Raw genomic sequence first — 15,184 nt, 5'->3', positions numbered from 1 at the left:
CCTTGGTAGTAATATTAATTGCCCAGAGATTAACTGGGCGTGAGGGCATATTAGTGAAATTTGCAGGGGAGTATATTTAGGGCTTGCTAAAATCTTCCAGAACTGTGTAGCAACGAAGCTCGGGAGGATTTGTGTAATGCATATGCTTATTTGCGTCCTGGCTTAGCGCCGGCAAGTTTGGTTTTGGCGGAGCGAAATGCCAAGGCCGGACGTGCTATTGATGCGATATTTGTACTTGTTTTTGTAGCCGTTTTTGACGCTGTTTTTGGCATGATTTTGCCCACCGTACTAATCCCCGCGCCAGCCCCTCGTGTTGCGAACGCTGGTTTTTGACCAAAGGTATTCATTTTTGGTGCTGCGATACGGCGGCCGTTGCTGACGCCGGTATCCTTTATTGGCACTGCGGGTGCGCGCGGCGGTATCAGGTGTCTGTCGCTGCTGCCGATCAGGTCGCCACGTCCCATGCGGAGTAAGCCTTCTTTGACAATTTCCCAATTCTCTGGTGCTTGGTAGCGTAAGAGTGCTTTGTGGAATTTACGTATTTTGCCTGAGCGAGCGGTTTCTACTACTTCCGAGTTTTCGTCCACTTTTTTCAGTGGATTTTTACGGGTGTGATACATCGTCGTCGCAAGCGCCATCGGCGTTGGCATAAAGGTCTGAACCTGATCGAGCTTAAAGTCGTTTTTCTTCAGCCACAACGCGAGGTTGACCATATCTTCATCGGTGGTGCCAGGATGTGCCGCGATGAAATAGGGGATCAGATATTGTTCTTTGCCTGCTTCTTTTGAATACTTTTGGAACATCGCCTTAAATTCGTCATAAGCACCAATCCCGGGCTTCATCATTTTGGATAAAGTATTGGCTTCGGTGTGCTCTGGTGCGATTTTAAGTAAGCCGCCCACATGATGTGTGACCAATTCTTTGACGTACTCTGGCGAACGCACTGCCAGGTCGTAGCGCAAGCCGGAACTGATCAATACCTTTTTGATGCCAGGGACAGCTCGCGCTTTGCGATAAAGTGAAATCAGTTTGCTGTGATCGGTTCCCAGATTGCTGCAAATGCCCGGGTACACGCAAGATAAACGACGGCAGGATTCTTCTATCGTTTTATCTTTGCATGCTAAGCGATACATATTGGCAGTTGGTCCACCCATGTCAGAAATCGTTCCGGTGAAGCCCTTAGTCTTATCGCGGATTTCTTCAATTTCACGCAAGATAGAGGGCTCGGAGCGACTTTGTATAATCCGGCCTTCATGCTCTGTAATCGAACAGAAAGTACAGCCACCAAAACAACCGCGCATGATGTTGATGGAGAAACGGATCATCTCCCATGCAGGAATGCGCGCCTTGCCATAACTAGGATGAGGGGCACGTGCATAGGCACGGTCAAATACGCCGTCCATCTCATCCATTGCCAGCGGCAGCGGTGGCGGATTAAGCCAGACATCGCGTTCTCCATGTCCTTGGATTAAGGATTTTGCATTGCCCGGATTGGCTTCCAGATGGAACACACGGGAGGCATGTGCATACATCACAGGATCTTCTGACACTGATTCATACGATGGCAAACGGATTGCGGTTTTATGCAATTTTTCCCTCAGCATCGCTTGTCGTTCTTCACGACTCATGATGCGTATCGCTTGCTGTTGAACGACGTCCTTGGGTGCGGCTTGTTCTGCAGTTTTATCTGCAATTTTGGTTTCGCATGAAGAGGCGTTTTCAGGCGCCATGTAATACGGATCAGGATGCGGCTCGACTTTGCCGGGTGTGTCGATACGGGTGGAATTGATTTCAGTCCAGTCATCTGATGGCAACCAGCCGCGCGGCACCATAAATGCGGTACCACGCAAATCACGAATTTCTTTAATCGATTCACCTGCAGCAAGACGATGGGTTAAATCTACTAGCGCGCGCTCGGCATTGCCAAACAACAGAATGTCCGCTTTAGAGTCAGGCAAAACAGACCGTTTTACTTTATCGGACCAATAATCGTAATGGGCAATCCGGCGCAAACTCGCCTCAATACTGCCAATCACGACATTCACACCGGGGAAAGCTTCACGCACGCGCTGTGAATACACAACCACTGCGCGGTCTGGCCGTTTGGTGGAATCGCCATCTGGTGTGTAGGCATCTTCAGAACGAATTTTGCGATCTGCGGTATAGCGATTCACCATCGAATCCATGTTGCCCGCAGTAATCCCAAAATATAAATTAGGCTTGCCTAGCACACGGAAATCATCGGCAGAATGCCAATCCGGCTGGCTGATAATCCCAACGCGAAATCCCTGCTGTTCCAACAAGCGACCCACTAATGCCATGCCAAAACTTGGGTGATCAATGTATGCGTCACCGGTCACCAAAATAACGTCACAACTATCCCAACCCAGCGTGTCCATTTCGGCACGTGACATCGGTAAAAAAGGAGCAGCCTTGGCTCCGCCAACATCAGGGCGGAAGCGAGGGAAGGAGAAGAGGTTTTTTGGCGCGGTTTTCATGCGTGCGATTGTACCTGAAAACCTAATAGTACGTTGCGCTGAATATCTTTAAGTTGATGATTTTGTTACGTTTTTTCTATATGTGATTTTGATCGGGCTGTAATTGCCGGATTTCTTTTTCAAGCTGACGAATGCGTTGATCACGTCGTTCAATTTCCGCATCCACATACGCTGCTTCGTAGCGGACAGGAATATGTTGATGGCAATTTGCATCCCATGCAGTTACTTTAAACATCATCACCCTCTCGGCTCGTGCCTTATAGTCATCCGGCATCAATGTCGACAAAAGCGCTGGATCATCGTCGATCACTGTCGCTTCTCCCCATATTTTTACCCTTTGCTGTTGTGCGTAATCGATCAGAAACAACTGAGTTTTGGCGTTTTCGCTTAGATTGCCTTGGCTAATAAACTGCCTGTTTCCCGCAAAGTCAGCAAACGCAATCGTGTGCTCATCTAGCACCCGTAAAAAACCCGCAGGGCCACCGCGATGTTGAATATATGGTTGACCTTCTGCATTGGCGGTTGCCAAAAAAATACTAACTTGCGCCTCAATAAAAAATTTCAGTTCCTTGGTAATTATCGACTGCCAACCTGATCCGTTTTCCATTCTGGCATATGCCGAGCGCGACCCCATGCGGCTTTGCAGTGCCTTGACCGCCGGTGTGAAAACGATATCGCTCACATGCTTAATACTATTATTCATTACGCGCTCCTTTAGAGCAGAGGCGGATTGACTAAAGACCTAATACACTCAACGAGGGGTGATCATCAGGGCGACGTCCTGATGGCCAATGAAATTTTCTCTCTTTTTCTTCAATCGCTAAGTCGTTGATGCTGGCAATGCGCAACGCCATCAGACCAAATTCATCAAATTGCCAGTTCTCGTTACCATAGCTTCTGAACCATTGATTATTCTCGTCGTGCCACTCGTAAGCAAAGCGAACGGCAATCCGGTTTTCGCTATGCGCCCAGAGTTCTTTGATCAACCGGTAGTCCAGTTCCCGCTGCCATTTACGTGTCAAGAATATCTCAATTGCATCTCGACCTTGCAAAAATTCTGACCGGTTTCGCCATTGGCTATCCGCGGTATACGCAAGGGCGATGCGCGCCGGTTCGCGCGTGTTCCAGGCGTCCTCTGCCATACGTACTTTTTGGATTGCAGTTTCTTTTGTGAAGGGCGGAAGTGGCGGACGACTCATGATGTAATTCTCCAGAGGAATGATCGGTATCGATGGTTCTGCTTGCTAGCTCAATTTTAGCTTTGGTTTTAGTTTGACCAGGTAGTGATGATCAACATCATCGAGCTGCAAACATGAACTTACTACAATTTATGCGACTGAATACGTGGCCGAATTCAAGGCTGAATTCAAGGCGTGTACTACCGGAAAATCAATATCCGTTTTAGCAACCGAGTTCATGTAATTGGTCCAAGTATTCAGCGCAACGTGCAGCACGATTTCTATCATTTGAGCGTCGTCATAACCTGCAGCTTTAATGGCTTGAAAATCGGCTTCGCTGATGTGACCCCGTTCTTTTGCTACCGCTGTTGCAAATTTTAATGCCGCATCAGCTTTGGCATCGCTGGAGTTAGCATGGCGATTAGCAGTGATTTCTTCGTCATCCAATTTAGCGAGATTTTTTGCCAAGTAAGTATGGGCAGATAAGCAGTAATCGCAGCCGTTGATTTCTGCAATGGCAAGTGCGATACGCTCACGAGTCGGTGCTGGAATGTTACCTTTAGCCAACGTCCCGGACAGACCCAGATAAGCCTCCAGAGCGATAGGGCTGTTCGATACCAAGCGGAATAAATTTGGTACGACACCGAGTTGTTTTTGAACTGCATGTAATAGTGCCTGAGACGCCGCTGGAGCTGCCTCAATCGTCGCTGGAGTTGGGATGAGTGACATGATGATTTCCTTTTAAATTAGTTTGTCGAGTTGACCAAGAGAACTGTAGCAAGTTTCATTAAATAAGATAATCTGGTAAATTTAGGAATAACTATCTCAATTTTTGAGATTTTTAAAAGTCGTTTGAAAAGAACATGCCTGCGGAGATGTGAATGACAGATCGATTAGATTCGATGGCGATTTTGATCGCGGTGGTTGATGCAGGCAGTTTTTCTGGTGCTGCACGTCGTCTTGCTATGCCGCTGGCAACGGTTAGTCGCAAAGTAGGTGAGCTGGAGGCGCATTTAAAAATACGTCTGCTATTGCGTTCTACCCGGCAATTGGCATTGACTGAGGCAGGGCTATCGTATGTGGCCGCTTGCCGGCGTATTCTGGAAGAGGTAGCCCAGGCAGAACGCATTGCCGCAGGCGAATATACGATGCCCAAAGGTGAGCTGGTGATTACTGCACCCGTTGTTTTTGGACGTTTGCATGTGTTACCTATGGTGGTCGAATTCTTAAAAAAATACCCGGATATTGACGTGCGTCTGACGCTGTCAGATCGCAATGTCCACTTATTGGAAGACCACATCGATGTGGCGTTGCGCATCGGTGCATTGCCTGACAGCGATTTGATCGCTATTCCCGTTGGTGCAGTGAGGACGGTGGTTTGTGCTAGTCCAGAGTACTTTGCGCAGCGAGGCAAGCCGACGACGCCTGAGCAACTAACCCAGCATGATTGTGTTTCGTATGATGTATTGACATCCCCGCATAGCTGGCGATTTTTGCAGGGGAAGTCCGAGATTACCGTGCCAATCCATTCGCGCCTGATCGTCAATACGGCAGAAGCGGCAATTGATGCCGCGGTTGCGGGTGTTGGAGTAACGCGAGTCTTGTCTTACCAGATCGCCGCGGCCAGACGCCAGGCTTTGTTGGAAATTGTGCTTGAATCGTTTGAGTCGCCCGACAGACCGGTTAATCTCGTACATGCGGGCCAAGGCATACTGCCTTTAAAGCTGAGAGCCTTCCTTGATTTTGGATCAGCATATTTAAAAAACCGGTTATCTGATGCAATATAAAATCGGTGCGTCAGGCATTTTTAATTGAATATTGAATATACTCCCCTTTATTTTTATAAAATATGCTTCATTGTCCAATTATTGATTGGACGACTTTAATTTACTGGATGGGAGTATATTAAATGCCAGGTTTTAAAGTATCTTAAATTTACTGGAAGCAATATGACGCTTTTTGCCGTATATTTTTTAGATAAACAAGGCAGTCTGGCTGTGCGCCAGCAGTATCTCGGGGCGCATATTGCTTGGCTGGATCAGCACAAAGAGCGCATCTTGGTTGGCGGTTCATTGCGTCATCAGCCCGGCGATGCTGCGCTGGGCGGCTTGTGGATTGTCGAAGCGGAAAGCAAAGCCGAGATTGAGGCACTGATTCTGATGGATCCTTTTTGGATCAATGGGCTTCGCGCCAGTGTTGAGATTTTGCACTGGTCAAAAGCTTTCCCTCAGCGGCAGAGCTTGATTTAGCATAGTTGATTCAGCTTCGGCTGAGCTTTGCTTACTCGACATGCTCCACCAGCAATTGCACCCGCGTCACGCCATTGTAGGTATTCGCATCCAGCCTGAAGGCGACATTTACACGCTCTGGAAGATGATCGGTGTGACCAAACCAGATGGCATCGTAGCGTTTGCCATTTTTTTCCAGTTCCATTTTCAGATGGCGTTCTTTCAGAATCCGTTGTGAAATCAGCTTGAAGTCATCACAAAATATCGGCGGCGCAAAGCCTTGTCCCCAGACTTGTCCATCCATCAGGCTAATAAAGTCCGTGCTGAAATATGCATCTTCTAAAGGACCATCGGTTTCGATAATCCTCTCTAACTGATCGGCTTTCAGCCAGCTTTGCGCGACAGCTTCAAACGCCGCCTGAAAGGCAGGAAAGTTTTCTGCCTTCAATGTCAATCCTGCTGCCATCGCATGTCCGCCGAATTTTAAAATCAGGTCGGGTACATGTTTAGACACCAGATCCAGCGCATCGCGCATATGGAAGCCGGGGATGGAGCGGCCAGACCCTTTGATCAAACCCTCATCGCCGGGCGCAAAGGTAATGGTAGGACGATAGAATTTATCTTTGAGCCGCGAGGCGACAATCCCGATCACGCCCTGGTGCCAGCTCTCGTCAAATACGGTGATGGTATTACTCGCGGAGGGTTGAAAATCATCCAGATGCAGCAAGGCCACATCTTGCATCTCGCGTTCGATATCTTTGCGATCGGCATTGATGGAATTGAGTTCTTGCGCAATGTGCCAGGCGCGACCTTCGTCATCGGTGGTTAAACACTCTATGCCCAGCGACATGTCGGACAAGCGACCCGCTGCGTTGATTCTGGGACCCACGGCAAAACCCAGATCGAATGGACTGGCCTGATGCGGCTCTCGCCCTGCGACGCGGAACAGGGCGGCAATACCTGTATGCATACGACCTGCACGCATGCGTTTGATTCCTTGCGCGACCAGAATACGGTTATTCGCATCCAGCTTGACGACGTCGGCGACTGTGCCTAAGGCGACCAAATCCAGTAAGGTATCAAGCTTGGGTTGCTGCTGCTGATCAAACACGCCACGTTGGCGTAACTCTGCACGCAAGGCCAGCAAGGTATAAAACATCACGCCAACACCAGCCATATTTTTGCTCGGGAAGCCGCAGCCTGGCTGGTTGGGATTCACAATCACCGCAGCGTCTGGCAGGGTATCTGCTGGAAGATGGTGATCGGTCACGACCACCGCCATACCCAGGGCGTTGGCAGCAGCGACACCGTCAATACTGGCAATGCCGTTATCGACGGTGACAATAATATCTGGCGATTTTTCTTGCTTGGTTAATGCGACGATTTCCGGCGTTAATCCATAACCGTGGATTTGTCTATCCGGTACGATGTAATCGACCGTTGCACCCATCATGCGCAGGCCGCGCAAGCCCACTGCACAGGCCGTTGCACCGTCACAATCGTAGTCGGCGACGATACACATTTTTTTGCCAGCGGCGATTGCGTCGGCTAAATACACCGCCGCTTGCTGAACATGCAGCAATTGAGTCGGTGCGATCAATTGCGGTAATTCGCTACGTAATTCGGCGACGTCTTTCACGCCACGCGCGGCATATAAGCGCGCCAATACCGGATGGATGCCGCTTTGGCGCAGCATTTCTGAATCGCGGAAAGAGTAAGGGCGGGTGCTGATACGTGTCATGTTAGTTGGATATTTTTTGTGCTGGTAGCGAGAATAAAGGATGCAATGTCGGTTTGCGCCAGAATTGACGGAGCGACCAGGGCGTTAAACTAAATTGTGCTAGCGTGTTGGCATCGGTGACGATCAGATTGAGTTGGTTAATTTGTTGGTCGCGTAAAGCTGCCAGTGCAGGCGCAAAGCAGTGCTCCTCCAGCAACTGCATGCGCTCCAGCCAGCTTGCCCAGTCGTTATTCAGCGCAGGCTCTAACAGTGCATCGATTAAAACGGGTCGTTTTGACGCCAGATCGATTTGTTTAAATTCAGTCACTTTTTGGATATCCGGCATGTCCATTAATTGCGTGCTACCGCCGGACAGCCAAGCTGAGTTGACGGGCTTTAAACCTTGCGTCTCCCGTTCTTGGTTGATGGTGTGACTAAACCATTGCATCTGAATTTCATTTTGAAGCTTGCGCCATGGGCGTGCTTGCTCACCTTTGGGCATCCAGATATCGATATTGTGGCCGCAAGCCGCATCTGGCGTGGCTGTTTGCAGGCCTTGCCAATCATCGGCGCGTAAAAACCAGTGAAGTGTGTCGCCATACACTAAAGTTTTACCCAGTTCGTCACAAATGATTTTTGCCTCGGCAAACAGGGCGCGCGACTCACGCTCCGTCAATGTCAAGCGGCGTTGGTCTGTAAGTACCAGATGGTCGCGTGCAATATGGATATGAACAGGTTGCAGCGTGAACCAAACTGCGCTCGTACCGGTCATATCAGTATCTACCGGCTGGACGCCAAGCACTTGCATTTTGTTGTGCGTATTAGCGGGACTGCTCTTGATGGCTGATTCTAAACCTACAGAGTTTGAAAAAGGAGGTCCAATGATTCTGCCGCCCCCAGGGCTAAAATGCCCTGCAAGCAAGGATTCATGCGGTAATTGTCTTGCAAAGTCTTCAAAGTGATGGGGAGTGTCGGGTTTAGCTTTGCCAATTAAGCAGCTTAATGCTGGTACACGTAGCTCGCGTAGCAGGTCTTTGGCAAGCGGGGCGGGAGGGATGGCAAACGGCAGTATCATTTCTAAATAGCTCATAACGACATTGTATGGCAAGATGCTCGCTGACTAAAAACATTACTTTTAAGACTATGCAAAATCGCCGTCAAAACTCCTTAGCGCGACAATTTTGTGTAAGCCCTAATTAAATTATCTATTCTGGATCAAGTTCTATAGTGAAAAATTACCCTTTTGAATGGCTGGTCGGCCTGCGTTATACCCGCGCTGGACGACGTAGTGGCCGTAACAGTTTTATCTCGTTTATCTCAATGATTTCTATGGCCGGCATTGCCTTAGGTGTCGCAGCATTAATTGTCGTGTTATCGGTGATGAATGGCTTCCAAAAAGAAGTGCGTGACCGTATGTTGTCGGTGTTGGCGCATATTGAGGTGTTTGATGCCACTGGTACTTTGCCAGATTGGAAAACTACCGCATTGCAAGCACAAAAAAATCCCTCGGTCACAGGGACTGCGCCTTATGTCGATGCGCAGGCCATGATTATTGGCGGCGATATAATGCGCGGCGTGGTTTTGCGTGGCGTGTTGCCAGAAGAAGAGTCGAAGGTATCTGACGTCACCAGCAAAATGAAGTACGGCAAATTTACCGATTTGAAGCCAGGTGGTTTTGGCATTGTGCTAGGGATTGAATTAGCTCGCAGTTTACATGTGCAAGTCGGTGAAAAAGTCACGTTAGCCGGAGCGCCGGAAGGCCAGATTACACCAGCAGGTATGGTGCCGCGTCTTAAAGCATTTACCGTAGTCGGTATTTTTGAAGCAGGACATTTTGAATACGACTCTGGCATGGCATTTATTCAGATGGACGATGCTGAGAAGTTTTTCCGACTATCGGCACCGTCTGGTTTACGCCTGCGTATTGTCGATATGTTGAAAGCACCGCAAGTCGCGGTGGAGTTATCAAAAACATTGTCTGGTGATTTGTATATACGCGACTGGTCGCAACAAAATCGTAATTATTTTGCTGCGGTAAAAACAGAAAAAACCATGATGTTTATCATTTTGACGCTGATCATCGCAGTAGCAGCTTTCAATCTGGTATCAACCTTGGTGATGACCGTGACAGACAAGCAAGCGGATATTGCGATTCTGCGAACCTTGGGCGCGTCGCCTTGGTCGATCATGAAAATTTTTATGATTCAAGGTGCTCTGGTTGGCTTACTGGGCACCGCGATTGGCGTCGGCTCTGGCATAGTAGTCGCATTAAATATCGATATTATTGTGCCGTTTATTGAGCATGTTTTAGGTGTGCAGTTTTTGTCCAAAGAAGTGTATGTGATCAGCACTTTACCTTCTGATTTGCAATGGAAAGATGTCTGGACCATTGGCAGTGTTGCAGTCGTATTAGCTTTTGTTGCAACGATTTATCCAAGCTGGCGTGGTGCCCGCGTGAAACCAGCGGAGGCATTGCGCTATGAATGATCATGTTACTGACCAATTGGTCCTGTCTTGCAGCGGCTTAGGGAAGACTTTTACTCAAGGCACTTACTCAGTCAAAGTGCTTGGTAATATTGATTTTAAAGTCAATAAAGGCGAGCGAGTTGCCATCATTGGCGCATCTGGTTCCGGCAAATCAACCTTGTTGCATTTGTTGGGTGGCTTAGATGCACCGACGACGGGTAGCGTTACTTTGCAAGGCAAAGATTTCGCCACTTTAAACGAAACTACCAGAGGCAATTTACGTAACGCTGCTTTGGGTTTTGTGTACCAGTTCCACCATTTATTACCTGAGTTTTCTGCCTTGGATAATGTGGCAATGCCTTTGTTGATACGTCGGGTTAATCGCAATGAGGCGCAGGCTACTGCGAGAGCAATTTTAGCGCGAGTTGGTTTGGATCATCGCGTCAGCCACGTACCCGGTGAATTGTCTGGCGGTGAGCGGCAACGCGTTGCTTTGGCGCGGGCTTTGGTGACACAGCCAGCCTGCGTATTAGCGGATGAGCCTACCGGCAATTTAGACAGGGCGACCGCGCAACAAATATTTGAATTAATGCTGGAGCTATCGCGCACTTTAGGTACGGCCTTTGTAATCGTAACGCATGATGCTGAGTTGGCGAAACGCTGCGATCGAGTATTGCGTTTATCAGAAAACGGATTGCTGCCCGCTTGATGGGATTGATGTGACCAATGTGATGAATTTGACTGCGCAGCTTTCACCTTATTTACAAAAAACTGAGCATAGTTTTGGCCATGTCTTGGTTGGACGTAAATTAGCTCGGCGTAAATTAAGTGGCCTCAAATTGCTTGAGCGTACATCTCATTCTTCGCCTTTGTTGCTAGGCGTAGCCTTGTCTGCCTCTTTATTGACTGCACCAGCTTTTGCTACCACCGAATTAGCTTTGCAGTTAGCAACATCACTGACCAGCGATAGTAATCCTTTGCGTTTTTACGATGGTGATGCAGCCGCGGCGCAAAATGGCAATACCAGTACTTCAGATAAAGTCAAAGCACTGGATGTGCGAGCCGGAGCGATTATTCCCATCCTGTCAGACAGGACACGTTTGATCTTGACCGGCAGTTTGGGTACGCGACAATATCAAACTTATCAAGATCTGGATCATCAGGAAAAAGCGGGTGACGCCAGCTTTGAATACGCGATTGGTAATATTCTTACGGGGCGCGTTACCGCTGGAAAAGAAGATCGCTTATTTCAATATATTAATGGCTCGTTGACGGCAAAAGACATTTCTCATTTTTCTCAAACCGGTGCTGAACTTACACTAAAAATTACGGATGAATTGTCTGTTCCTGTGAAGTTGGATCGCTCTAACTTGCATTACGATCTGGACGTCAATCAGCTATATAATTTTCACCAAAATGGACAGCAGGCTGGTTTAAAGTATTACTCGCCAACCGGATCAAACTTAGAGCTTGGAGTCCGGTTTTCTGACACCGATTATCCCAATCGTAATCCACAGCAAATTGCTGATCTCGATCAGCGTTATCGAGAGACCGAAACCTATATTGAGGCCGAGTGGAAGTACAGCGTCAAGACGGCCGTCAGCACGCATTTAGGCCTGATACGGCGACGTTACGATAGTCTTAGTGATTTAAATACCAATTTGGTATCAACTCTGGTGCGTGGGACGTATTTCTATTCACCCAAATTACGTTTAGACGCACAAATTTTTGATCGTCCGTTTGCCATCGTTGATCCTTCTATTTTATATGTCGTCACAAAAGGCTTACGCCTGGATGCGCAATGGAATATGTCGGATAAAACGCAATTTCATTTGATGGGATTAGCGCAAAATAGTGATCAAAAATTAGTCCCAAGATTGGCCGAAATTCAAGACTCAGTTTCTCGTAAAGAAAAGCTGACTCGCGCTGGCTTCGGTATCAATTATCAATTGCAGCGTGGTGTTCGATTAATGTTAGATAGTTTTTATGAAAAAGTGGAGAGAGACGCCAATTTGCCCGGACTAAAACAGGGCGTGATTATGATAGGTCTTGAATATAGCTATGAAAATTTTCCTGGTAGCACCGCTAAAATGGGATTGTCACGGTATCAGCATTCACTGAATAATACCGATGCATTACGATAATAAATATTTTGGACAAATTTTCGCAAGTCCAAATCTTGATGAATATTGTTTGATGAGAACTGTCATCGTTGAAATCAAATAAACTGCATAAATAACTCTGGGTAAGATCATCAATGAAACTTCTCGATAAAATCAGTCGTCGTTTATCTAACTATATTAGTTGTGCCTGGATGCCACTAAAGCAGGGGCAGGGCGTAGTCAGTTTCTCTTTTGATGACGTACCTGCCAGCGCTTGTACTGTCGGCAAAGCATTGCTGGAAGAGTTTGATGCTCGTGGTAGTTTTTATGTCTGTGGCGGACTCACCGATGGTCAGGAGCAAGGACGAACCTGCCATAGTGTCGCAGAATTACAAGCGCTAGATGCTGATGGTCATGAGATTGCTTGCCACACTTTTTCGCATACCAATTGCACTCTTGACGGTGCTGCGGAGTTAAATAAGGATTGGGAGAAAAATCAGGATTTCTTTAAAGAAAACGATATCAACAATAGTGGCTTTGCGTTCCCATTTGGTGCCTATGATTTAGCCAGTAAACGTTTAGCATCTCGTCGTTTTGCCTATAACAGAATTACCGGTGGCGGCACCCAGATAGGGCGCGCTGATTTGGCTGCCTTGCGTGCCCAAGCACTTTACGAACAAAAAACTAGTCTTGAATTAATTAAAGAACTGATACAGCAAACGGCTCAACATGGCGGATGGCTGATTTTTTATTCGCATGAGGTAGACGAGGAGCCGGGACCTTGGGGTACATCACCAGCACAATTGCGTTACGCCTTAACCGAAGCAACAAATGCTGGATGCAAAATATTGCCTGTTCGTGATGCGATTCTCTTTTTTCAGTAATAAATTAATTAAAACATACAAATTTTGAATTTGTTTTGGATGTCTAAATTATAATTACGTCAAATATGTTTTGATCGGCTTAACTATTTTTGATGTCTCGTTTTAAGCCTCGTTCCTTGCTCCTCGTCTCGGTCAATCTGAGCATATTCATCTTTAATTCTCCAGTTACATTTAATCGGAATATCCGCCCATGAGCCAACAAAGCCAGTTTGCCCTGCTCACGCAGCGTCGTTTTGCCCCATTCTTCTGGACGCAATTCCTGGGTGCATTCAATGACAACGTCTTTAAAACCGCCTTGCTGACGATACTGACGTACGACGCTTTGTCTTGGACTAAGCTCGATATCGGCTTGTTGAATAATTTGATCCCGGGACTGTTTATTTTACCGTTTGTCTTGTTTTCAGCAACATCTGGCCAGTTAGCAGATAAATTTGAAAAAGCGGGATTAGCCCGCAAAGTCAAATTGCTAGAAATTGTAATCATGTGTATTGCAGCAACGGGCTGGATGACGCATACCTTGTGGTTATTAATAGCCGCTGTTGCCGGTATGGGAATTCACTCAACCCTTTTCGGTCCGGTGAAATATGCGTACTTGCCACAGCACCTTAAATCCGAGGAACTGGTCGGTGGTAATGGTGTGATTGAGATGGGTACGTTTGTCGGTATTTTATTGGGCGAAGTTCTTGGTGCGATGCTGGTCGTACATAAACCTTGGGGAATAGAACTAGTTGCTGGCGGTACCATCGTGATCGCCATCATTGGTTGGCTGACTAGTCTGCGGATTCCTAATTCCCCAGCGCCGGAGCCTGAGTTAAAAATCAATTGGAATGCTGCAACAGAGACTGTCCGTAATATCCGGTTTACCAAGCAGAATCGCCCCGTATTTTTATCGTTGCTGGGTAATTCTTGGTTTTGGTTTTATGGCGCCATAATTTTGGCGCAGTTCCCTTTGTATGCCAAAGATTATTTGCATGGCGATCATAGCGTATTCGTTTTACTACTAACTATTTTCTCATTTGGAATTGGTGCCGGCTCGCTTTTATGTGAACGTTTGTCTGGTCATAAAGTGGAGATTGGCTTGGTGCCGTTTGGTGCAATTGGCTTATCTGTATTTGGCTTTGATTTGTATTTGTCTAGCGTCGCTTATACACACGCCTTGACTGCAATTAATGCAGGTGCTGTGGCACCGACAATTGACGCAATGGGATTTTTTCATCAAGTTGGAAGCTTGCGTATCGTATTTGATATCGTGATGATCGGCTTGTTCGGTGGTCTATACATCGTGCCATTATTCGCGCTGATACAAACCCGATGCGATCCAAAACATTTATCCCGTACCATCGCAGGTATGAATATCATGAATGCTTTGTTCATGGTGGTGGCCGCATTGAGTGCGACTTTAATGCTGAGTCGGGGATTTACTATCCCACAAATTTTTATGGCAACCGCGATTTTGAATGCGGTTGTAGCCTTGTATATTTTTAGTTTAGTACCAGAATTTTTAATGCGATTTATCGCATGGTTACTAATCCACACTATTCACCGCGTTAAGGGAGTAAATACTAATCGTATTCAGGTTGAGGGCGCAGCAGTTTTAGTTTGTAATCATGTTAGTTATATGGATGCCATCGTGATTATGGCCTCCAGCCCGCGACCGATTCGTTTTGTCATGGATCACCGGATTTTCAAGATTCCATTTTTGTCCTGGGTTTTTAAAACGGCAAAAGCTATTCCTATTGCACCTGCTAAAGAAGATCCATGGCTCATGGAGAAAGCTTATATTGATATCGCTAAAGCCTTGCATGAAGGTGAACTGGTTTGTATTTTCCCAGAAGGTAAATTGACGACCACTGGTGATATGAATGAGTTTAAGGGCGGTATTATGAAAATACTAGAACGCTCTCCAGTGCCTGTATTCCCAATGGCGCTGCGTGGTCTCTGGGGTAGCTTTTTGTCGAGAGATAAAGGCAACCCGTTTGAGCGTTCTTTCAGCCGCGGACCTTTCTCACATCTGGAACTTGCAGTGGGTGAGGCTTTACAAGCGTCAGAAGTAACACCACAATTATTGCAAGATAAAGTGCAATCTTTACGCGGTGAATGGAGATAAA

The 15,184-nt window shown here is 47.1% G+C and carries 13 protein-coding genes; 7 read left to right on the top strand and 6 right to left on the bottom strand.

Annotated elements, in window-relative coordinates:
- Window positions 1-146 precede the first annotated feature (146 nt).
- The 4 genes from RGU72_RS07910 to RGU72_RS07895 all read right to left on the bottom strand — a co-directional run bounded on the left by RGU72_RS07910 (window position 147) and on the right by RGU72_RS07895 (window position 4,405).
- Window positions 147-2,414: a YgiQ family radical SAM protein gene (locus RGU72_RS07910; protein ID WP_322121584.1), complete on the bottom strand. Its 2,268-nt coding sequence runs from the start codon at window positions 2,412-2,414 to the stop codon at window positions 147-149.
- Between the two features lie 160 nt (window positions 2,415-2,574).
- Window positions 2,575-3,201, bottom strand: a complete 627-nt coding sequence (locus tag RGU72_RS07905; RefSeq protein ID WP_322119211.1) for a pyridoxamine 5'-phosphate oxidase family protein — start codon at window positions 3,199-3,201, stop codon at window positions 2,575-2,577.
- Window positions 3,202-3,232: 31 nt separating this feature from the next.
- Window positions 3,233-3,697: a DUF1348 family protein gene (locus tag RGU72_RS07900; protein ID WP_416200110.1), complete on the bottom strand. Its 465-nt coding sequence runs from the start codon at window positions 3,695-3,697 to the stop codon at window positions 3,233-3,235.
- Between the two features lie 129 nt (window positions 3,698-3,826).
- Window positions 3,827-4,405 (bottom strand): carboxymuconolactone decarboxylase family protein, encoded by a 579-nt coding sequence (locus RGU72_RS07895; RefSeq protein WP_322119210.1) that lies wholly within the window; start codon window positions 4,403-4,405, stop codon window positions 3,827-3,829.
- Between the two features lie 152 nt (window positions 4,406-4,557).
- On the opposite strand from RGU72_RS07895, the gene RGU72_RS07890 reads away from it, so the two are divergent.
- On the top strand, window positions 4,558-5,463 hold the full coding sequence (locus RGU72_RS07890) for a LysR family transcriptional regulator (protein WP_322119209.1): 906 nt from the start codon (window positions 4,558-4,560) through the stop codon (window positions 5,461-5,463).
- A 162-nt stretch (window positions 5,464-5,625) separates the two neighbouring features.
- Window positions 5,626-5,925, top strand: coding sequence for a YciI family protein (locus tag RGU72_RS07885; RefSeq protein WP_322119208.1), 300 nt, complete (start codon window positions 5,626-5,628; stop codon window positions 5,923-5,925).
- A 31-nt stretch (window positions 5,926-5,956) separates the two neighbouring features.
- Here RGU72_RS07885 and recJ read toward each other — a convergent pair whose 3' ends face one another.
- A complete protein-coding gene (gene recJ, locus RGU72_RS07880) occupies window positions 5,957-7,645 on the bottom strand; it encodes a single-stranded-DNA-specific exonuclease RecJ (RefSeq protein ID WP_322119207.1) in 1,689 nt (562 codons plus the stop codon).
- Window position 7,646: 1 nt separating this feature from the next.
- Window positions 7,647-8,732, bottom strand: a complete 1,086-nt coding sequence (locus RGU72_RS07875; protein WP_322119206.1) for a hypothetical protein — start codon at window positions 8,730-8,732, stop codon at window positions 7,647-7,649.
- A gap of 116 nt (window positions 8,733-8,848) precedes the next feature.
- On the opposite strand from RGU72_RS07875, the gene RGU72_RS07870 reads away from it, so the two are divergent.
- From RGU72_RS07870 to RGU72_RS07850, 5 genes are all read left to right on the top strand, one after another.
- Window positions 8,849-10,111, top strand: a complete 1,263-nt coding sequence (locus tag RGU72_RS07870; protein ID WP_322121582.1) for a lipoprotein-releasing ABC transporter permease subunit — start codon at window positions 8,849-8,851, stop codon at window positions 10,109-10,111.
- Window positions 10,104-10,799, top strand: coding sequence for a lipoprotein-releasing ABC transporter ATP-binding protein LolD (gene lolD, locus RGU72_RS07865; RefSeq protein ID WP_322119205.1), 696 nt, complete (start codon window positions 10,104-10,106; stop codon window positions 10,797-10,799). Before RGU72_RS07870 ends, lolD begins: the two co-directional genes overlap by 8 nt.
- The gene (locus RGU72_RS07860; protein ID WP_322119204.1) at window positions 10,729-12,234 is read left to right on the top strand and encodes a hypothetical protein; all 1,506 of its coding nucleotides are present in this window, start codon (window positions 10,729-10,731) and stop codon (window positions 12,232-12,234) included. The genes lolD and RGU72_RS07860 overlap by 71 nt, the downstream gene beginning before the upstream one ends.
- A gap of 113 nt (window positions 12,235-12,347) precedes the next feature.
- The gene (locus tag RGU72_RS07855) at window positions 12,348-13,076 is read left to right on the top strand and encodes a polysaccharide deacetylase family protein (RefSeq protein WP_322119203.1); all 729 of its coding nucleotides are present in this window, start codon (window positions 12,348-12,350) and stop codon (window positions 13,074-13,076) included.
- Window positions 13,077-13,266: 190 nt separating this feature from the next.
- Complete coding sequence (locus RGU72_RS07850; protein WP_322119202.1) at window positions 13,267-15,183, top strand: MFS transporter; 1,917 nt, start codon at window positions 13,267-13,269, stop codon at window positions 15,181-15,183.
- The last annotated feature ends 1 nt before the right edge of the window (window position 15,184 follow it).

The organism is Undibacterium sp. 5I1, assembly GCF_034314085.1.
GTDB lineage: Bacteria > Pseudomonadota > Gammaproteobacteria > Burkholderiales > Burkholderiaceae_D > Undibacterium.
The sequence above is the reverse complement of the archived record's forward strand: the minus strand, read 5'-3'. Positions and strand labels throughout refer to the sequence as shown.